The sequence below is a fragment of the Mesorhizobium sp. M4A.F.Ca.ET.020.02.1.1 genome, from assembly GCF_004022645.1.
Lineage (GTDB): Bacteria > Pseudomonadota > Alphaproteobacteria > Rhizobiales > Rhizobiaceae > Mesorhizobium.
Map to the genome: position 1 here is coordinate 1 of NZ_RZOI01000056.1, position 16,673 is coordinate 16,673.

The window sequence follows — 16,673 nt, forward strand, 5'->3', positions numbered from 1 at the left end:
CCTCGGGCGCATAGCGCTGATCTTCCCAGGGGTTTTCTTTGTATTGCTCGGCAACCGCGTCCAGGATCGATTGCGGGCTAGACCACATTGGAGAACTGCGAACGTTGCGGGTCCGATCCTCGATCGCGCTCCAGTCAGTCAGACCGGCAAGACGGGCATTGTTGACGATATCGCCAAGCCGCTTGTACTCGCTCTGCTTGTTCGGGATCAGCGCCCGCGCCACGAACTGGTAATAAAGCTGGCGAAGCGTGAGCGAGTAGCCCATTGCCTGATACTCGGCGATGATCTCGTTCGCCTTCTCGATGATCCTCAGGGTCGATCCCCGGAAAACCTTGTCAATGAATTGTTCGCGCGCCATGTCTCAGCCCTCAAATTGATCAGCGGTGAAGTCGTCGGCCGGGTTGACCGGCTCAAGCTCAAGCTCGGTGGGCGTCCAGCCGGCGAGGAGCGCCCGATAGGTGCCGTCCAGCACCTCGTAGTATTCGCCGTCGACAAGGACGGTCGTGCGCGTCGGCATGCCGCCGCCGTGGCGCGAGCAAACGAATGCGACGGTCTGCTTGGCGCGGGTCTTCATGCCCAGGGCGGCGGCGAGGTCCGCGCCGGTCGTGCGGTAGGGCGTGCGGAATTTGGGGCCGGCGTTCATGCTGCTGCCCCTGCCGGCTCTAGAATTTTCGGCCGGTTAACGACCGTCGACTTTACGCCCTTGTACTCGTCGTGCTTTTTGATGGTTGCCTTGAACGAGACTACATCGCCGCGCTCGCCAAGTTCGTTGCCGATGTAGGTCAGCAAGTCGTTCCCGACGCGGACTTTGTTGATCCAAAAGCCGAAGCCGTCTTCGCCTTTGAAAAACTTGGTGACGATCTCGCCAGTGAAGGCGCGGCGTTCGCCGACCTTCCCCACATGATTGGACAGGGCGTCGGCCTCGCGGCGCTCTTGGCGGGCTGCGTCGCGCTTGGCGATTAGGCCCTTTTCGAGGGCGACGCCCATGCAGGCGGTCGCAAGAGCCGTCATGACCGGCTCATCTGCGTCCCTGGCAGTCTGGAGCTTATCGGCGAAGAAAAGTACGTAGCCATCGGGAGCGCTCTCAATCGGCTGATCGTGGTGCTTGCCGAACGGGAAAACGCCGCGCTCGATCAGTTCCATCGAAAGCGTGTCGCGGGCTGAGAGGCGTCCGCGCCGCTTGGTAATGTCGTATTCGGGCTCAAGTTCGAGCGAAAGAATGAAGTCATCGCGGTTGCCGCCGACGCGCTCTTTCCATGCCTCGAAATAAGCGAGCGCCTTGTTCTGGGCTGTCTCAACATCAACGGCGAGGTTGCGAACGTAGTGGTCGGGCATATAGGCCGGGTTGAGGCCCGCACAGTCGCGGCGAAGGCGAAGCGTGTGCATCGCGTTCTTTGCTCCCGTCGAAATATAGAAAGTTTGGACGATGACAGGCGTCGACATGGCGTTGCGATCCTATGTTGCGTCGTTGTGATAATCGCAACACTACAGCAACGTTTATAGAACCGTCAATAGGGCGTCAAAGAAAAAGGCCGCATTAGCGCGGCGCTCTCCTGGGAACGGTCGAGGCGTTCACCTCGGCTTGGTTCGCAGCGCTCAACAGGCGCTCGGCGAAATGGCGGGCCTTATCGGGGCTGATGTCGGTAAACCGCCAAGCCCGGCTATCTGGCATCATCATGACGGTGACTAGATCGCCGGTTCCTACACTCACAAATGCGTCGATATTGTCGTTCGCCTTCTCTGCTGTACTCACAATGATTGGGGCCTCCTAAGCCGCATTTCCGGTGTTGCCTATGACCGCTTTCGGTTTCTTGTTGTTGGTCGCTGAGCAAGCCCCATCGCCCTGATTTCAGCAACAGTAATAGGTTGGTCATTGAGGTAATATTCACTGGCCCAGGCGACGCGCTCGCCTCGATCGCCGCGCCACGGTCGACGCCATGTCGTGACGCGCAAGCGTCCTAGCGGCGTGTCGATGCCGATCAGCGCGTCATATTCCGGGCCGGTGGCGTCCTGGCTGTGAGCCTTGTTCCAGGCGACGCGCGCCGCCTCCTGGCCTTCGCTCAGATAGTCGCGGCGCTCGGTCGAGCCCACATGCGCCGGCTGGCCGTCGCGCAAGCGTTTAATCGCGTCGATTATCCTGAACGCCTGGACGGTCGGAACCTCGTCGCCGATAGCGTCGTTGATGGCGCGCAAGGCTTCTGTGATAGCGTCCTCGCGGGCAAGGCGTGCCGTGAAGCTCATTTCTTCCTCGGGATGGTTCTATGCACTGGTTCAAGGCTGTGACGATCAAGGCCGCTCCTGGCATGATGCAAGGCGTAAGCTCGGTCGAGGCGGCGCTTGAGGTCATGCGCGGCTGGCCGGCCAAGCGTAATGTCCGCGCGGCCTACATCGCCTGCGCCGAAGTCCTTGACGGGATCGGCACGATCGAGGCGGCGCGCGAGGCGTTCGTTGCAGCTGCGCGCGAGGCGGGCGTTCTTCGCGAGGGCGGATAGGGCGGTCATGCTGCCGACGCCTGGGCAAGTCTCTTTGCGCGCTTCTGGAGCCAGTAGCGGCACGTAAATTTCGTGTCCTCGTCCATGTCACTTTCGTCTCTGATCCAGACCAAATAATCAGGATCGCTTTCCGCGCATTGCTCGAACGTCATCGGTGTGCCATTGCGCCGATACTTGCCGAACTTGATCGCCTTTATCAGCGCCGGATACTCGCTGATCTTCGCCATTTCCTCGGGCGTCTTATGATCGAGGAGGCGGATAAACAGGTGCGCCGTCACATAGGCGTCGGGCAAGGCGCGGTGCGCCGGCTCGGCAAGCTTGCGGTCGCATGGCAACGAAAGCCAATACCGCAAGGCTTGGTTGCTATGCCCAGGCGCGTCGGGCCATACGATCCGCGCCGCCTTGTAGGTGTCGATCCAGGGGATGCCCCAGGGCGGCGTGAAATGCTGCTCAAACTTGGCGTTGTGCGCGACGAGCCAAGCGGGCTCACCATTGCCGGTCAACAGGCGATCCCATAGGTCACGGGCTGGCGGCGCGTGCCGCACGTCTTCCTCGCAAATGTGGTGCACGGCCTTTGTCTGCGGCGGGATCACGCCGCGCGGCCGGCAAAGCGACTGGAACGCGCTCTGATGCACAAGCAGCCGCGATGTCAGATTGACATCATAGCTGCCCATTTCGATGACTTCGGGATCATCGTCCTCGGGCGTGCCCGTGGTCTCATAGTCGATGACGCGGGCGAGGGCGCTCATTTCCAGCGCACCTTTACGCTCTGGGGGAAGGCGCTGTTGCATCCCGTGCATTTGCCTGCTGCGGCATGATTTACGGTATAGCAAGCGCGGCAAAGCTTAAGCGGCGGCAGGCGCTTCTTAGCGTCCTTCATGGCTGCGTCGCGCTCGCGGTCGAATTCAGCCTTGCCCATATAATCGCGGCTCACAGCGTCACCTCATCCTTGAGCCGATCGGCTTCCGCACGGCCGGCGACGGTCACGACATAGCCGCTTCCAGCCATCGAAAAGTCAGCCGGATTTGAGAGCCGCGACAACTGAACCATGCCCTTGCGCGCCAGCGCCCGAACGACGCGGCGGACGTTCGCCGGCTCGATGATTTCAGCGTGGCGAATAGCCTTCATGTACACGCCGTACTCGGGCGGTGCGTCCAGGTGCATGAAGACTAGAACGCGCTTCTCGCGATTGGATAGCATGGCGGTCATTCGCCCCAGCCTTGCAGAGCGTTAGCGCGGTCGAGCCAGTATTGACCCTTGTCATAGAGCTTGTTGGCCTTGGCCATGTTGCCCTGTTCCGCCGCTTCATTGGCGTCGGCGAGATAGCGGTTGCCGCGATCTTCGGCGTCCGCGATCTTCTCCTTGAGCGTCTTCGCAGCCATGTTGCGGCCCCGTCTAAGTGTTGCGTCTTTCACAACATTAGGCACAGTCGCTAATTCAGCGCAAGGAGGTTTGTAAGATAATTTTTAACGGCCTGTTACACCCCGTTATATAGTGGTGTGAACATTCCAATCTAATCGGTTCAATATTTGTGAACAGTCCCTAAATTCCATTCTTAAAAACCTCGCTGTCACTAAAATATCAATGAAATCAATAATTTATAGAGTGGCAAGATAGTTTGTAAGAGAGGTAAAACTTTTTTAATCATAAGGGGTAGGCAGGTTTATAAAATAGAGGGGCGTATATAATTTCGATTTTAGGCCCTGTGGAAAAAGTTTGGTGCCTCTTAGAAACCTCCTTCCAAACCTCGGGCGTGATCGGCGGACAACTCAACAACCATTGGTGCGTAATTCTCAACGCCTAATGAAATGCCAGATTGAGCCCGCCGACAATGACGCCGAAACAGGAACAATTCGTTCGTGAATACCTGATCGATTTGAACGCTACGCAGGCGGCAATTCGGGCTGGTTACAGCGCCGGGAAAGACAATCGCAACGCTCAGGTCCAAGGCGAACGGATGCTGAGCAATGCTGAGATCAAGGCCGCGATCAACGCCGCCAAGATCGAGCGCTCAGCCGAGACAAAGATTGATGCCGCCTGGGTGCTCAATCGCCTCGCTATCGAAGCGCAAGCCGACATGGCCGATCTCTACACTGAGACGGGCGCGATCAAGCCGGTTCATGAGTGGCCGCTGATTTGGCGGCAAGGTCTCGTTGCCGGGATCAAGCATCAAGAGCTACGCGACAGTGAAGGCAATCGCACGGGCGAGTTCATCGTTGACATAAAGGTCTCCGATCGCATTCGCCGCCTGGAACTGATCGGCAAGCACATCGGCGTCAAGGCTTTCGAGGAACAGGTGAACGTCACCGGCCTGGACGCTCTGGCCGATCGGCTGGCGCGCGCGGCGAAGCGGACGGGCGATTAAACGCCATGGCGAAGATCGCGCCCAGGGGCCGCAAGGGAACTCGCAAATCGCTCGGTGCCATCGTCAAGCGCCTGGGTCTCAAGCTCTCAACAAGGAAGACATCGGCATGACGTGCAAGCACATGAATTTCGCCGCGAACGTGGCAGTCAATCGGATCGAAGACACCGGCCGATTTATGGCTGACGTGACGGTCAAGTGCATCGACTGTGGCGAGCCGTTTCAATTCATCGGGCTGGAGCCCGGCCTAAAGATGAACGGCGCAACCGTGAGCATCGACGGGCTTGAAGCACGCATGGCGATCCTGCCGAACTCGCAAGCGATGTCGCCGCTGGAGCGCATGACCGCGACCAAGCAATGAAACTCCTCGCCGTCATCCTTGCCGGTCTCATGGCCGGCTGCACCTCGCAACCGTCCTGCTCTGAGACGCCGCGCAACATGCGGTGCATGAGCGGGCCGGAACTGACGCGTGAACTGGAGACAAAGCCATGAGCCGTATTATTTGCCGCTTCTCATGCGGTGCGGCTTCGGCCGTCGCTACAAAGCTCACACTGGCGAAATACGATCGCGATCGAGTAATCATCACCTATAGCGATCCAGGATCAGAGCATGCCGACAACAGGCGCTTTCTCGATGACTGCGCGCGCTGGTTCAATCACCCGATCGAAATTCTCAAGTCAGACAAGTATCGCGACACCTGGGACGTGTGGGAGCGGGAACGCTTCATCACCTCGGCCCGAGGTGCGCCGTGCACTGGTCTGCTAAAACGCGAGCCGACTTATGCCTTTGCTCGGCCGGATGATGTTCTTGTCTTCGGCTACACCGCTGAGGAGAAGGATCGAGCAGCAAGCTTTCGAAGGCAGAATTTCGAGATCACGCTAGAGACGCCACTGATAGACGCAGGACTTGGCAAGAGCGATTGCCTCGCGATGGTCGAGCGCGCGGGCATCGAACTGCCCGCCATGTACAAGCTCGGATATCAAAACAATAACTGCATCGGATGCCCGAAGGGCGGCATGGGCTATTGGAACAAAATCCGCGTCGACTTTCCCGAGACGTTCGAACGCATGGCCGCGCTTCAACGAAAGCTTGGCCCAGGTTCCAGCTTTTTCCACGACAAGAAGGGCGGGCGTGTCTCGCTCGATCAGCTTGCGCCCGATCGCGGCAATCATCTGAAAGAGCCGAACATTGAATGCTCGCTCCTGTGCCATGCTGCTGAGGCTGAGATTGAGGCCGCATGAACGCGCGCGCCGATCCCAATGACGCCATAATCGAGCTTGCTGCATCCTGCCGCTTTGATCCCGATCGCTGGGCGCATGTCGCCTGGGATTGGGGTCACGGCGAGCTTGAGGAGATCGACGGGCCGCGCGAGTGGCAGAACGACATCAACCGCGTGATCCGCGATCACCTCGCCAATCCCGAGACGCGCTATGAGCCGTTGCAGATTGCCGTTGCCAGCGGTCACGGCATCGGCAAGTCCGCCCAGATGGGCATGCTGTCCAATTGGGCGATGTCGTGCTTTGCCAACGCCAAGGTCGTGATCACGGCCAACACCGAGACGCAGTTGCGCACCAAGACGAGCCCGGAGGTCGGGCAATGGTTTCGCCGCTCGCTCACCGGGCACTGGTTCGGCATCAACTCGCAATCGATCAAGTCGCGAGACGTGGCGGCGGTCGAGACGTGGCGCATGGATTTCGTCACATGGAGCGAGCACAACACCGAAGCGTTCGCCGGCCTGCACAACAAGGGCCGGATCATCCTGCTCCTGTTCGATGAGGCAAGCGGCATTGCGCCCAAGGTCTGGGAAGTCGCGGAAGGCGCGATGACTGACGAGGACACGGTTATCATCTGGGTCGCCTTCGGCAACCCGACGCAGAACAGCGGCCGGTTCCGTGAGTGCTTCCGGCGCTTCCGCGATTTCTGGGTCACGCGCAACATCGATAGCCGCACCGTCCCAGGCACAAACAAGCGCTATTTCGAACGCCTGCGAAAGCAATACGGCGAAGACAGTGACGTTTTCAAATACCGCGTGCGCGGTCTATTCCCGGAGCAATCAGCCATGCAGTTCATTTCATCGGCCGATGTCGACAAGGCCCGCGATCGTCATCTGCGCAAGGAGCAATACAGCTTTGCGCCCGTCATCATCGGCGTCGATCCGGCCTGGACGGGTGACGACAAGCTCGAAATCTATCTGAGGCAAGGGCTCTATTCGCGCTCGCTGGCAAGCCTGCCCAGGAATGACAACGATATCCAGGTGGCGAACCTGATCGCGCGCCTGGAGGACGAGCACCAAGCGGACGCGGTGTTCATCGACGCGGGCTATGGCACAGGCATTTATTCGGCCGGTCAAGTCCTGGGCCGGTCGTGGCGTCTGATCTGGTTTTCAGGCAAGCCGATCGATCCGGGCTATCTCAACAAGCGCGCCGAAATGTGGGGCACAATGAAGCTCTGGCTTAAGCAGGGCGGCACGATCGATCCGAAAGACACGGAGCTTTATGACGATCTGGTCGGGCCTGAGACGGTCGCGCGCACTGACGGCAAGGTCCAGCTTGAGAGCAAGGAAGACATGAAGGATCGCCTACTGCCGTCGCCGAACAAGGGCGACGCTCTGGCGCTGACGTTCGCTGAGCCGGTGGCAAAGAAACAGCATCCGGTGATTGGCGCAAACGGCCAGATAATCAGCGGCGGCAACATGGCGCAAACGGAGTACGACCCGCTCGCCTGATCTCAAATGGTGTCGGCAACCATTCGCGCCGTATCCGTCGCACAACCACACCCAGCGACGAACAACGGTGAACGCGAATGTGCATGTTCAATCAGCCCAAAGTCGATGATCCGCAACTGCCGCCCGAATATGCCGCCATGCGCGAGCCGGATCAGGGCGCGGTGCGGTCGAGCGTCGCGAGCAAGACCAAGGACAAGCTGCGCTCGGGCGCGAACACGATCCTGACCAGCGGCTCGGGCGTCACCCAGGCCGCGCCGACGGACAAGAAAACCCTCCTGGGTCAATGAGCCATGAGCACGGCGGCTATTGTGTGCGTCCTGCTTTGCATCGCCCTGGGCGTCGCCTCGGTCGCCAATCATGCCTTTGTCGATCGGCAGGACATCGATCGGCAGATTGACGCGCGGATGATCACGGTTCTCCTCGCGGCCGGCTCGCTGCTGTCCTTCTGGCTCGCGATCTGGTTCACGCTCGCGGCGGCTGCTCGGGGGCTCGCATGACCGACAACGCCGCACGCAACGAAAGCCAAGTCGCCTACCATCGCCGCCGCGCTGAGGAACTGAAAACCGTGCGCTCGCCCTGGGAGCCGGTTTGGACGCCGTGCGCCGACTTCATCGAGCCGACGCGCCTGCGCCTGTCGAGCCGCAATGAAGGCGCGATAAGCCGTGACAAAATCCTCAACGCCAAGGCGACGGTCTCACTGCGCACGCTGGCGTCGGGCATGCATTCCGGCATCACCTCGCCGGCTCGCCCGTGGTTCCGCCTCGCGACGCTCGATCCCGACTTAAAGGATTACGCGCCGGTCAAGACCTATCTCGCCGATGTCGAGCAGCGCATGCGCGAGGTGTTCGCCGGCTCCAACGTCTACACCGCGTTCCACATCGGCTACGGCGACCTGGGCCTGTTCGGGCAGTCGGTCGGGCTCCTGGTCGAGGATGAAAACCAGACCGTCCGCCTCCAACAACTCTTGCACGGCCGGTTCTGGATCGCCCGCGATGAGAACGGCCGGGCGACGACGCTCTATCGCACGTTCCGTTGGTCGGTCGCGCGGATCGTCTCGCGCTTCGGATACGCCAAGGTAAGCCAGCGGATCAGGGGCCTCTACGATCAGAGCAAGTATGAGGAGCGCTTTGATATCTGGCACGCGGTCGAGCCCAGGCTGTCGCGTGATCCGTCCAAGCTCGACAAGAAGAACAAGCCGTTCCTGTCGAACTATTGGGAGGCCAGCGAGACGGCGGGCGGCATGGCCGGCGAACTCCTGGAGGAGAGCGGGTTTGACGAAAACCCGATCATCGCGCCGCCGTGGGAACTGGCCGGCGACGATCACTATGGGCTGTCGCCTGGGCAAGTCGCGCTTGGCGACATCAAGGGCTTGCAGCTGATGACCAAACGCAAGTGGGAGGCGATCGACAAGAAAGTTCGCCCGCCCATGACCGGCCCAACGTCTATGCGCAACAACCCGGCTTCGCTCCTTCCTGGCGCTGTCACCTATGTCGATGATCCGACTGGCAAGGGCTTCCGGCAGGCGATGGACGTGAACCTTGATCTGTCGCACCTCACGGTCGACATTCGCGGCACGGAAGACGCGATCGATCGGTTTTTCTTCGCCGATCTGTTCCTGATGCTCGCCAACATGGACGGCATCCAGCCGCGCAACACCATGGAGATTGCGGAGCGAAAAGAGGAAAAGCTCCTGCAACTCGGGCCTGTGCTCGAAAACGTCTATGGCGGGCAACTGGAGCCGGTGATTGATCGCACCTACGCGATCATGATCCGCAACAACATGCTCCCGCCGCCGCCGCCCGATCTGCACAATCAGCCGCTCAAGATCGAATATATCTCGATCCTCGCCCAGGCTCAGAAGGCGGTCGCGACCGGCGCGGTCGAGCGCGGCTTTGCGTTCGCCGGCCAGCTTGCGGCGGTCAAGCCCGACGTGCTCGACAAGCTCGACGCTGATGAGGCGGTCGATATCTATTTCGACTACCTGGGCGTTCCGCCGTCGATCGTCGTTCCCGACGACAAGGTTGCCGAAGTCCGCAAGGCGCGCCTCCAGCAACAGCAAGCCGCCAAGAACGCGGAAATGATGGCGGCGGTAGCGCCTGCCGCAAAGCAGGGCGCGGACGCTGCCGCCGTGCTCGCTGGCGCGCAAAACAATCCGGGCGGCGCTGAACTGCTCAATCGCCTGGGGATCGGCTGATGTCCGACGAGTTGAGCGAACAACTGTCTCCGATCGAAGCATTCGAGCGCGGGGAACTGGCGAAGGCGTTTCGCGGCGTTCTCTCAAGCGCGGAAGGCAAGCGCGTCCTGTTCTGGGTTCTGGAGCAAAGCGCGATCTACGCCGACGCATTCGCGGGCGAGAACACAAACGCAACGAACTACTCGCTCGGGCTCCAGGCCGTAGGGCGCAAGCTGATCTCGAAATTCGATGAGGTCGACCCGCGTCTTTATCCGCGCCTGCTGCTCGATGTCGCCGACTTGAAGGCAATGGATCGCGCCGCTGTGGCGCAGGCAACGGAGAAGGACGAGGAAGAAGATGAATAAGTGGCTTGCTGCCTTGATGAATGGAACGTCGCCGTTTGGCCTGGGCGCTATGGTGCTGCGCGAGGGCGAGGGTGGCAATGGTGGCGGCAATCCGCCTGCCGATCCGCCCGCGCCGCCGCCGTCGCCCGAGAGCGTGCTGTTTCCGGGGGAAGGCGAAAAGCCCGCTGATCCTCCTGCCGGTGACAAGCCGGCCGATCCGCCCGCCGCCGACTGGAAAGAGTACGTCAACGATCCGGCCAAGTCGGAAGCGGAAAACGCCGCCGCCAAGGTCGAGCACGACAAGACCAAGCCGGCCGAAAAGAGCGACGCTGAAAAGGCGCTCGATACCGTACCTGAGGACGGCAAGTACGCGCTCACCATGCCTGAGGGCGTCCAGGTCGATCAGGAATTGCTCGACGCGCTCGGGCCGAAGTTCGCGGCGAAAAAGCTCACCACGCGCGAGGCCCAGGAGCTTACCGACGAGTACGTGAAGATCGAGACGGCGCGCGCAACCAAGCGCCTGGAGGATTGGGGCAAGACGGTTTCCGGCTGGGCCGATACCGCCAAGAAAGACCCCGACATCGGCGGCGACAAATGGGACGGCACGACCAAGGCCGCACAGAAGGCCGTCAACAGTCTCGGGACGCCCGGATTGCGTGAGTATTTGAACGCGAGTGGTGGCGGCAACCATCCTGAACTTATCAGGATATTCGCGAAGGTCGGCGCGATGATTTCCGAAGACAACCCCCCGGCAGACGGGGCGGGCGGCAAAGGAAAGCCTGTCGATGCTGCCCACATGTTGTTTCCGAACGACGCACCGAAAGGCTGAGATTGAACAATGGCAACTATCGGCAACACCTATCCGCAGCTGATCGACATGCACAAGGCGTCTGCCGAGGGCACTGTCATCGAACTGCTCAAGCAGAACAACCCGATCCTTGACGATGCGATTGCGACGCCCTGCAATATGGACGCCGTGCATCGTCACTCGATCCGCACCGGCTATCCTACCGCGACGTGGGGCAAGCTCTACAAGGGCACGAAGGCTTCCAAGGCGACCATGCAGCAGGTCGATGACACGACCGGCTTCCTGGAAGCCCGTTCGGAAATCGACGTGCGCCTGCTCAAGCTCGCGCCCGATCCGGCCAAGGCCCGGCTGGTCGACAGCCAGCCCTATTTCGAAGTCATGAACCAGGAAATGGCTACCGGCATTTTCTACCATGACACCGCCACCGCGCCCGAGAAGTTCAAGGGTCTGGGTGCGCGCTTCGCGGTCTACAACACCAACATTCCCGATCCGGCCAAGCCGAACATCGCGAACCAGGTGATCCACGGCGGCGGCGCGGGCGCTGATAACACCTCGATTTGGTTCGTCACCTGGGCGGATCACGCAACCTCGCTGCTCTATCCCAAGCAGAGCAAGGCCGGCATCCAGGTCATGGACAAGGGCGAGGAAAAGGTGTTCGACGCGAACAACGATCCCTACTACGCCAAGGTCACTCAGTTTCAGTGGGACATCGGCGCGTTCGTGAAGGACTTCCGCTACAACGCGCGCATCGCCAATATCGACGTGTCCGACATGCTCGCCGGCACCGTCGATCTCTGGGCGCTGCTCCGCAAGGCTTACTATCGCCTGTTCATGGTGTACGGCGTCGGCGCGCTCGGCGGCAAAACCGCGATCTACATGAACCGTCAGGTTCTGGAAATCCTGGACGCTCAGTCGACCGATCGCGCCCTGCTCGCGGCCAACCCGAACTACACCGGCCTGGGTCAGGCCCAGGTCGAGGGCAAGCTGGTTCGCACCTATCGCGGAATCCCGATCCGCATGACTGACGCCATCCTCAACACCGAGGGTCTGGCTACCTCCGTCGCGATCTAATCGCTCACCGCTTCGGCCTGCCGCTTATCTGGCGGCAGGCGTCGAAAACGAAACGAAAGGCAAGGCAATGATTTTCGACATGCAGACTTTGCTTTCCGACGCGCAGGCGATCACTGTGACGGCGGTAAGCTCCAACATCATCGATCTCGGCCCGATCAACGCCGGGTTCGCCCGCGACGCCGGCAAGGGCAAGCCGACCCCGCTGCGCATCCAGGTTACGGAGGCGTTCGCGGCGGCTGGTGCCGCAACCCTTGTCGTGGCGCTGGAAGTGTCCGACGACGCGGCCTTCACCTCTCCCGTCCAGGTCTGGACCACTGCCGCGATCCCGAAGGCGACCCTTGTTCCCGGCTACGTGATCGTGCCCGAGCACATCACACGCCGCACGAACAAGCGCTATATGCGCCTCACCTACACCGTGGCTACCGGCCCGATGACGGCCGGCAAGATCACGGCCGGCGTCACCATGGGGAACCAGTCCAATGGTGAGTAAGGTCGTCGCCGTTTCTCGCGGCTACCTCGATAGCGTGCTGCGCGAGCCCGGCGAGGTGTTTCACATCGCCGACGAACTTTGGGCGGACGAGAAGCGCCGCCCGAGGTGGTGCCGCGAAGTCGGCGCGGAAGACGCCCAGGCCGAAGACGGCGAGGGCGGCGAAGGCGACGGCGGCAAGCCCGAAGTCGACGCCGACAAGCCGAAAGGCAAGGGCAAGGGCGGCAAGGGCAAGAACAAGCCCGTGACCGCCCAGGCTCCCGAGGCCGATCCGTTCGCCGACGCGCCGGCTCCCGTCCGCGTCAAGAACGAGATCAACGACGCCACGGGCGGCACTCAACCCGACTGGCTTCCGCCGTCTGGCAAGGCCGTCGCAGTGACCGATTAAACGGAGGGGCGCTAGTCGCCCCTTCTTTCCCTCCAGGCGCGTGAGCCATGGCAAGCCTTTTCAATGAGCAGTGGATTTTGGGCGTTCGCCAACAGGTGGACGGCACGACCATGTTCAACGGGCTTCCGGTGATCGGCGTTCTCGATGTCGGCGGCACGCTGTTTACGGACAATCGCCGCGCGCTCGGGATCGACGTGCTCGGAGCCGACGCGGCCATTTACAACGATCAGCCGGTTCGCGGCGTGGTCAAGATCGCGGACGGGCGCAAGCTCTACAACAACCAACTCGTCATCCCAATCAAGGTGAATAGCGGGGCGCTGGTATGACCGTGATCCGTGATTTCTGCTTTGCGCTTTTCTGGTCGTGCTTCGCGGTCGCGCTCGGCGTCGTCGCGGCCACGATCGTTCATCCGGGGATCTTCTGAAATGGCTGAACTCGCAAGCCTCGCCCAGAAATATTCCGAGATCGGCAAGCCGGCCGGCGCGGACAAGGACGAATATTTCCCGTGCCTCTATCTGGACGAAAAGCAGATGGACGCGATGAAGCTCGGCAATCCGCGCGTCGGCACAGAAATGACCATGACCGCGACCGTGCGCGTTTCGAGCATCAGTGAAAGCCAGAACGGCGCGCGCTCGATGTCGGTCGAGATCACGGAAGCCGCGATGTCGCCGAAGGAAAAGAAGCCCGACGCGGCCTCTGTGCTGTTCCCGAACGGCTGAGAAATCAAGCCAACCATCCGCCCTTAGTGTTCCCGCCAAAAGGGATCACCCATGGCCTCGATCGTCTCGATCTGCAACCTCGCTCTCTCCAATCTCGGCAAGGACAACATCAGCGCCTTGACCGACGCGGGCGCTGAGGCGCGCGCCTGTAATCAGTTCTATGACCAGACGCGCGATGCCTTGCTGCAAGGCTACCCCTGGCGCTTCGCGGGCAAGACCGCCTCGCTCGCTGAGGTCACGAACGACAAGGCCGGCGCGTGGAAATACGCCTACCGCTACCCGAACGACTGCCTCAAGGTCCGCTTTGTGCGGCCGGCCTATATCGAAAACGATCCGGCCGACTACAGCGCCGCCCAGGTCGATAGCTTCGGCTTTGCACATGAGATCGAGGGGCAGACGATCTATTGCGACCTATCGCCGGCCTTCCTGCGCTACACGTTCCGCAACGTCGATCCGACCAAGTATTCGCCGCTCTTTATCGAGGCGCTTTCCTGGCACCTCGCCGTGCGGTTCGCCATGCCGTTGACGCGCGATCCGAAGATGCGCGCCGACGCCTTTCAGCTTGCGCAACAGACGCAAGGGCTCGCCCAGATGGCGGACGCGAACGAGACGCGCGAAACGTCCGACCATGACAGCGAGTTTGCGACGGGGCGCGCCTGATGTCCGTTCTGCGCGCCTTGCAGCCCTCGTTTACTGCCGGTGTCCTGTCGCCCGCGCTCTGGGCGCGCGTCGATCTGGCGAAGTACGCGACCGGGCTCAAGAAGGCCCTCAATCTGTTCGTGCACCCGCACGGTGGCATTTCGAACCGGGCGGGGACCGAGTTCGTTCGCGAGGTGAAGGCCAGCGCAAATAAGACGTGGTTGATCCCATTCCAGTTCAATACGGAGCAGTCCTATCAACTGGAGTTCGGCAACCTCTATTTCCGCGTCTTCAAGAACGGCGCTCTGGTGCTGACAGGCGGCGGCTCTCCCTATGAATGCGTGACGCCCTACGCCAGCGCTGACGTTGACGCCCTGGTGTTCGTCCAGGAAGCCGATGTCATGTACATCGTCCACCCCAGCTACCCGGTGCAAAAGCTGGAGCGACTGGCGGATAACAACTGGCAGATTGTCGCGGTGTCGTTCGCGCCGGCGATGGCGGCTCCAACCGGGCTTTCTGGAATTGCGCAGAAGAAATACAGCGGCGGCGGCTCCGACACGTTCGGCTTCAAGGTCTCGTCGGTGACGGCAGGCGGGGCGCGATCAGCCGCGTCAGCCCAGGCTACGGCGTATTGGGAGTATGTAGTTTTCGACGGCCGGTTTATCCGCGTTTTCTGGAACGCCGTTGCCGGCGCTGCATCTTACATCGTCTATAAATCTCTCGGCCCAGGCGATGAGGGCGTTGTTGCGGAGACCGCCGATCTGAGCGCGGACATGCCCGTCAACGGCGGGACGTTTGAGGGCGACAATACGGCGATCCCCGGCGTGGCCGATCCTGGCGCGGTAGGCACGCCAACCGGCGTCGGCGCTATCGTGGCGTTCGGCAAGCCGTCCAAATATGTCGTGTCGGCAGTTAGCGACGATACCGGCGAGGAAAGCCTTCCGTCGGCATCCGTGACGTTGAACAATGACATGTCCATCAAGGGGAACAAGAACGTTCTCCAGTGGACCGCCGTCGCTGGAGCGGCGCGCTATATCGTCTACCGCGAAGACAACGGCCTTTATGGCTACATCGGCACGACAGAAACGACCGACTTCACTGACGAGAATATCGTTGCCGACGTATCGGATGGCCCTCAGACGGCGAGAAATCCATTCAACGGGGCCGGCAACTATCCGCGATGCACTACCTTCATCGAACAGCGCCTTGGCTTCTTCGGCACCAACAACGATCCGCAGGGCGCATGGCTGTCTCAGTCGGCGAACTATGAGAATTTCGGCGTGGCATCGCCAGCCAAGGCAAGCGATGCGGTGACGTTCCGTATCCGCTCACGGCAAGTCAACGAGATCAGGGCGGCGCTCGCGATCAAGGGCCTGATGCTGCTCACCTCGGGCTCGGAATGGATCGTCTCGGGCGGCACCAATTCGGACGCAATCACGCCGTCTGCGATCAAGGTCGACAACCAGGGCTATCGCGGCGCGGCCAAGGTCCAGCCGGTCATTGTCGGCAACACGGTCTTGTTCGCCCAGGATCGCGGGTGCGTGATCCGCGATTTCAGCTATGAGTTCGCGCAAGACAACTTCACTGGCAAGGATTTGACCATCCTCGCCCGGCACCTTTTCGAGAACAAGGCAATCAAGTCGTGGGCCTTCGCCCAGGCTCCCTATTCCATGGTCTGGGTCGTACTCGATGACGGCTCGCTTGTCTCGCTCACCTACCTGAAAGAGCACGACATTTGGGCATGGACGCACCACGAAAGCGGCCCTGACGATGACGCGGTGTTCGAATGCGTGTCGGTGATCGCGGAAGGCAAGGAAGACGTTCCGTATTTCATCGTCAAGCGCACGATCGACGGCGTGTCAAAGCGCTATGTCGAGCGGTTGCACTCGCGCGCCTTCACCTCGGTTGAAGATGCGTTCTTTGTCGATTGCGGCCTGACCTATAGCGGCGCGGCGGCAACCGTGATCAGCGGCCTCACTCACCTCAAGGGGCAATCCGTCGTCGCCCTGGCGAACGGCAACGTGGTTCGAAACCTCACTGTGTCGAACACGGGAACGGTGACGCTGCCGAACGCGGCGACAAAGGCTCATATCGGCCTGCCGATGACGGCGGCGCTGCAAACGCTCGATCTCGATCTTGGCTCGGTCCAGGGGCTCGGCACGGTCCAGGGCCGCAAGAAGTCGTTCGATGAGGTCACGCTACGCGTCCAGGACACGCGCGGGATTTTCCTCGGGCCGAAGGACGGCGAGCGCGACGATGAGAACACCATGGTCGAGTACAAGCAGCGGCAAGATGAGGCGTGGAACGAGGCGATCGGCATGTACACCGGCGATATCCACATCACGCCGCATTGGGATTGGAGCGACGGCGGCAACGTCTGGGTCAAGCAATTCGATCCGCTCCCGATGACCATTCTAGCGCTCATGCCCAATGTCACGATCGGCCGTTGATATCCGCGTCATACC

The 16,673-nt window shown here is 61.0% G+C and carries 26 protein-coding genes and 1 pseudogene; 18 read left to right on the forward strand and 9 right to left on the reverse strand.

What is annotated here, in order from left to right; translation table 11 throughout:
* The 5 genes and pseudogenes from EN742_RS06445 to EN742_RS06465 form a co-directional block, all read right to left on the reverse strand.
* A pseudogene (locus tag EN742_RS06445) lies at positions 1 to 358 on the reverse strand (hypothetical protein); the annotation flags it as partial.
* A 3-nt stretch (positions 359 to 361) separates the two neighbouring features.
* A complete protein-coding gene (locus EN742_RS06450) occupies positions 362 to 643 on the reverse strand; it encodes a hypothetical protein (protein ID WP_128332559.1) in 282 nt (93 codons plus the stop codon).
* The gene (locus EN742_RS06455) at positions 640 to 1,443 is read right to left on the reverse strand and encodes a hypothetical protein (RefSeq protein ID WP_128332560.1); all 804 of its coding nucleotides are present in this window, start codon (positions 1,441 to 1,443) and stop codon (positions 640 to 642) included. Before EN742_RS06455 ends, EN742_RS06450 begins: the two co-directional genes overlap by 4 nt.
* A gap of 94 nt (positions 1,444 to 1,537) precedes the next feature.
* Complete coding sequence (locus EN742_RS06460; protein ID WP_128332561.1) at positions 1,538 to 1,753, reverse strand: hypothetical protein; 216 nt, start codon at positions 1,751 to 1,753, stop codon at positions 1,538 to 1,540.
* A gap of 38 nt (positions 1,754 to 1,791) precedes the next feature.
* Positions 1,792 to 2,241 carry a hypothetical protein gene (locus EN742_RS06465; RefSeq protein ID WP_128332562.1) on the reverse strand — a complete coding sequence of 150 codons (450 nt, stop codon included), beginning with the start codon at positions 2,239 to 2,241 and terminating at the stop codon, positions 1,792 to 1,794.
* A gap of 20 nt (positions 2,242 to 2,261) precedes the next feature.
* Between EN742_RS06465 and EN742_RS06470 the strand changes: the two genes are divergently transcribed.
* Complete coding sequence (locus tag EN742_RS06470; RefSeq protein WP_128332563.1) at positions 2,262 to 2,492, forward strand: DUF982 domain-containing protein; 231 nt, start codon at positions 2,262 to 2,264, stop codon at positions 2,490 to 2,492.
* A gap of 5 nt (positions 2,493 to 2,497) precedes the next feature.
* Here EN742_RS06470 and EN742_RS06475 read toward each other — a convergent pair whose 3' ends face one another.
* The 4 genes from EN742_RS06475 to EN742_RS37895 are packed head-to-tail and all read right to left on the reverse strand — an operon-like array spanning position 2,498 to position 3,874.
* Entirely contained in the window at positions 2,498 to 3,241 is a 744-nt protein-coding gene (locus tag EN742_RS06475) for an exonuclease domain-containing protein (protein WP_189375205.1), read from the reverse strand.
* Positions 3,238 to 3,426 carry a hypothetical protein gene (locus tag EN742_RS37890; RefSeq protein WP_189375207.1) on the reverse strand — a complete coding sequence of 63 codons (189 nt, stop codon included), beginning with the start codon at positions 3,424 to 3,426 and terminating at the stop codon, positions 3,238 to 3,240. The genes EN742_RS06475 and EN742_RS37890 overlap by 4 nt, the downstream gene beginning before the upstream one ends.
* Positions 3,423 to 3,701 carry a hypothetical protein gene (locus EN742_RS06480; protein ID WP_128332565.1) on the reverse strand — a complete coding sequence of 93 codons (279 nt, stop codon included), beginning with the start codon at positions 3,699 to 3,701 and terminating at the stop codon, positions 3,423 to 3,425. The genes EN742_RS37890 and EN742_RS06480 overlap by 4 nt, the downstream gene beginning before the upstream one ends.
* The gene (locus EN742_RS37895) at positions 3,698 to 3,874 is read right to left on the reverse strand and encodes a hypothetical protein (RefSeq protein WP_189375209.1); all 177 of its coding nucleotides are present in this window, start codon (positions 3,872 to 3,874) and stop codon (positions 3,698 to 3,700) included. Before EN742_RS37895 ends, EN742_RS06480 begins: the two co-directional genes overlap by 4 nt.
* Before the next feature lie 449 nt (positions 3,875 to 4,323).
* Here EN742_RS37895 and EN742_RS06485 point away from each other — a divergent pair, with 449 nt between their 5' ends.
* From EN742_RS06485 to EN742_RS39185, 17 genes are all read left to right on the forward strand, one after another.
* Positions 4,324 to 4,857: a terminase small subunit gene (locus EN742_RS06485; protein WP_128332566.1), complete on the forward strand. Its 534-nt coding sequence runs from the start codon at positions 4,324 to 4,326 to the stop codon at positions 4,855 to 4,857.
* Between the two features lie 106 nt (positions 4,858 to 4,963).
* On the forward strand, positions 4,964 to 5,215 hold the full coding sequence (locus EN742_RS06490) for a hypothetical protein (RefSeq protein WP_128332567.1): 252 nt from the start codon (positions 4,964 to 4,966) through the stop codon (positions 5,213 to 5,215).
* On the forward strand, positions 5,212 to 5,346 hold the full coding sequence (locus tag EN742_RS39985; protein ID WP_281034944.1) for a hypothetical protein: 135 nt from the start codon (positions 5,212 to 5,214) through the stop codon (positions 5,344 to 5,346). Before EN742_RS06490 ends, EN742_RS39985 begins: the two co-directional genes overlap by 4 nt.
* Positions 5,343 to 6,095 (forward strand): hypothetical protein, encoded by a 753-nt coding sequence (locus EN742_RS06495; RefSeq protein WP_128332568.1) that lies wholly within the window; start codon positions 5,343 to 5,345, stop codon positions 6,093 to 6,095. Before EN742_RS39985 ends, EN742_RS06495 begins: the two co-directional genes overlap by 4 nt.
* Positions 6,092 to 7,579, forward strand: coding sequence for a terminase (locus EN742_RS06500; RefSeq protein ID WP_128332569.1), 1,488 nt, complete (start codon positions 6,092 to 6,094; stop codon positions 7,577 to 7,579). The genes EN742_RS06495 and EN742_RS06500 overlap by 4 nt, the downstream gene beginning before the upstream one ends.
* Before the next feature lie 83 nt (positions 7,580 to 7,662).
* Positions 7,663 to 7,866 carry a hypothetical protein gene (locus tag EN742_RS06505; RefSeq protein WP_128332570.1) on the forward strand — a complete coding sequence of 68 codons (204 nt, stop codon included), beginning with the start codon at positions 7,663 to 7,665 and terminating at the stop codon, positions 7,864 to 7,866.
* Between the two features lie 3 nt (positions 7,867 to 7,869).
* Positions 7,870 to 8,076 carry a hypothetical protein gene (locus EN742_RS06510; RefSeq protein WP_128332571.1) on the forward strand — a complete coding sequence of 69 codons (207 nt, stop codon included), beginning with the start codon at positions 7,870 to 7,872 and terminating at the stop codon, positions 8,074 to 8,076.
* Positions 8,073 to 9,773, forward strand: coding sequence for a portal protein (locus EN742_RS06515; RefSeq protein ID WP_128332572.1), 1,701 nt, complete (start codon positions 8,073 to 8,075; stop codon positions 9,771 to 9,773). The genes EN742_RS06510 and EN742_RS06515 overlap by 4 nt, the downstream gene beginning before the upstream one ends.
* Positions 9,773 to 10,117: a hypothetical protein gene (locus EN742_RS06520; protein ID WP_128332573.1), complete on the forward strand. Its 345-nt coding sequence runs from the start codon at positions 9,773 to 9,775 to the stop codon at positions 10,115 to 10,117. Before EN742_RS06515 ends, EN742_RS06520 begins: the two co-directional genes overlap by 1 nt.
* 49 nt (positions 10,118 to 10,166) lie before the next feature.
* Positions 10,167 to 10,925, forward strand: a complete 759-nt coding sequence (locus EN742_RS06525; protein ID WP_128332574.1) for a hypothetical protein — start codon at positions 10,167 to 10,169, stop codon at positions 10,923 to 10,925.
* 9 nt (positions 10,926 to 10,934) lie between these two features.
* The gene (locus tag EN742_RS06530; protein ID WP_128332575.1) at positions 10,935 to 11,975 is read left to right on the forward strand and encodes a major capsid protein; all 1,041 of its coding nucleotides are present in this window, start codon (positions 10,935 to 10,937) and stop codon (positions 11,973 to 11,975) included.
* A gap of 79 nt (positions 11,976 to 12,054) precedes the next feature.
* Complete coding sequence (locus tag EN742_RS06535; protein ID WP_245492258.1) at positions 12,055 to 12,465, forward strand: Bbp16 family capsid cement protein; 411 nt, start codon at positions 12,055 to 12,057, stop codon at positions 12,463 to 12,465.
* Entirely contained in the window at positions 12,455 to 12,850 is a 396-nt protein-coding gene (locus EN742_RS06540) for a hypothetical protein (protein ID WP_128332577.1), read from the forward strand. The genes EN742_RS06535 and EN742_RS06540 overlap by 11 nt, the downstream gene beginning before the upstream one ends.
* A gap of 47 nt (positions 12,851 to 12,897) precedes the next feature.
* Complete coding sequence (locus EN742_RS06545) at positions 12,898 to 13,176, forward strand: hypothetical protein (RefSeq protein WP_128332578.1); 279 nt, start codon at positions 12,898 to 12,900, stop codon at positions 13,174 to 13,176.
* A 99-nt stretch (positions 13,177 to 13,275) separates the two neighbouring features.
* A complete protein-coding gene (locus EN742_RS06550; protein WP_128332579.1) occupies positions 13,276 to 13,569 on the forward strand; it encodes a hypothetical protein in 294 nt (97 codons plus the stop codon).
* 117 nt (positions 13,570 to 13,686) lie between these two features.
* The gene (locus EN742_RS06555; RefSeq protein WP_245492259.1) at positions 13,687 to 14,229 is read left to right on the forward strand and encodes a hypothetical protein; all 543 of its coding nucleotides are present in this window, start codon (positions 13,687 to 13,689) and stop codon (positions 14,227 to 14,229) included.
* Positions 14,229 to 16,658 carry a hypothetical protein gene (locus EN742_RS39185; protein ID WP_245492260.1) on the forward strand — a complete coding sequence of 810 codons (2,430 nt, stop codon included), beginning with the start codon at positions 14,229 to 14,231 and terminating at the stop codon, positions 16,656 to 16,658. The genes EN742_RS06555 and EN742_RS39185 overlap by 1 nt, the downstream gene beginning before the upstream one ends.
* The last annotated feature ends 15 nt before the right edge of the window (positions 16,659 to 16,673 follow it).

Excerpts from the sequence above, each read along its gene's own strand:
- EN742_RS06505 (WP_128332570.1), top strand. The coding sequence starts at position 7,663 with ATGTTCAATCAGCCCAAAGTCGATGATCCGCAACTGCCGCCCGAATAT.
- EN742_RS06455 (WP_128332560.1), bottom strand. The coding sequence starts at position 1,443 with ATGTCGACGCCTGTCATCGTCCAAACTTTCTATATTTCGACGGGAGCA.
- EN742_RS06550 (WP_128332579.1), top strand. The coding sequence starts at position 13,276 with ATGGCTGAACTCGCAAGCCTCGCCCAGAAATATTCCGAGATCGGCAAG.
- EN742_RS06475 (WP_189375205.1), bottom strand. The coding sequence starts at position 3,241 with ATGAGCGCCCTCGCCCGCGTCATCGACTATGAGACCACGGGCACGCCC.
- EN742_RS06535 (WP_245492258.1), top strand. The coding sequence starts at position 12,055 with ATGCAGACTTTGCTTTCCGACGCGCAGGCGATCACTGTGACGGCGGTA.
- EN742_RS37895 (WP_189375209.1), bottom strand. The coding sequence starts at position 3,874 with ATGGCTGCGAAGACGCTCAAGGAGAAGATCGCGGACGCCGAAGATCGC.
- EN742_RS06515 (WP_128332572.1), top strand. The coding sequence starts at position 8,073 with ATGACCGACAACGCCGCACGCAACGAAAGCCAAGTCGCCTACCATCGC.
- EN742_RS06465 (WP_128332562.1), bottom strand. The coding sequence starts at position 2,241 with ATGAGCTTCACGGCACGCCTTGCCCGCGAGGACGCTATCACAGAAGCC.
- EN742_RS06480 (WP_128332565.1), bottom strand. The coding sequence starts at position 3,701 with ATGACCGCCATGCTATCCAATCGCGAGAAGCGCGTTCTAGTCTTCATG.
- EN742_RS06490 (WP_128332567.1), top strand. The coding sequence starts at position 4,964 with ATGACGTGCAAGCACATGAATTTCGCCGCGAACGTGGCAGTCAATCGG.
- EN742_RS06470 (WP_128332563.1), top strand. The coding sequence starts at position 2,262 with ATGCACTGGTTCAAGGCTGTGACGATCAAGGCCGCTCCTGGCATGATG.
- EN742_RS06540 (WP_128332577.1), top strand. The coding sequence starts at position 12,455 with ATGGTGAGTAAGGTCGTCGCCGTTTCTCGCGGCTACCTCGATAGCGTG.
- EN742_RS06525 (WP_128332574.1), top strand. The coding sequence starts at position 10,167 with ATGGTGCTGCGCGAGGGCGAGGGTGGCAATGGTGGCGGCAATCCGCCT.
- EN742_RS06450 (WP_128332559.1), bottom strand. The coding sequence starts at position 643 with ATGAACGCCGGCCCCAAATTCCGCACGCCCTACCGCACGACCGGCGCG.
- EN742_RS06545 (WP_128332578.1), top strand. The coding sequence starts at position 12,898 with ATGGCAAGCCTTTTCAATGAGCAGTGGATTTTGGGCGTTCGCCAACAG.
- EN742_RS06530 (WP_128332575.1), top strand. The coding sequence starts at position 10,935 with ATGGCAACTATCGGCAACACCTATCCGCAGCTGATCGACATGCACAAG.
- EN742_RS39185 (WP_245492260.1), top strand. The coding sequence starts at position 14,229 with ATGTCCGTTCTGCGCGCCTTGCAGCCCTCGTTTACTGCCGGTGTCCTG.
- EN742_RS06520 (WP_128332573.1), top strand. The coding sequence starts at position 9,773 with ATGTCCGACGAGTTGAGCGAACAACTGTCTCCGATCGAAGCATTCGAG.
- EN742_RS06510 (WP_128332571.1), top strand. The coding sequence starts at position 7,870 with ATGAGCACGGCGGCTATTGTGTGCGTCCTGCTTTGCATCGCCCTGGGC.
- EN742_RS39985 (WP_281034944.1), top strand. The coding sequence starts at position 5,212 with ATGAAACTCCTCGCCGTCATCCTTGCCGGTCTCATGGCCGGCTGCACC.
- EN742_RS06485 (WP_128332566.1), top strand. The coding sequence starts at position 4,324 with ATGACGCCGAAACAGGAACAATTCGTTCGTGAATACCTGATCGATTTG.
- EN742_RS06495 (WP_128332568.1), top strand. The coding sequence starts at position 5,343 with ATGAGCCGTATTATTTGCCGCTTCTCATGCGGTGCGGCTTCGGCCGTC.
- EN742_RS06500 (WP_128332569.1), top strand. The coding sequence starts at position 6,092 with ATGAACGCGCGCGCCGATCCCAATGACGCCATAATCGAGCTTGCTGCA.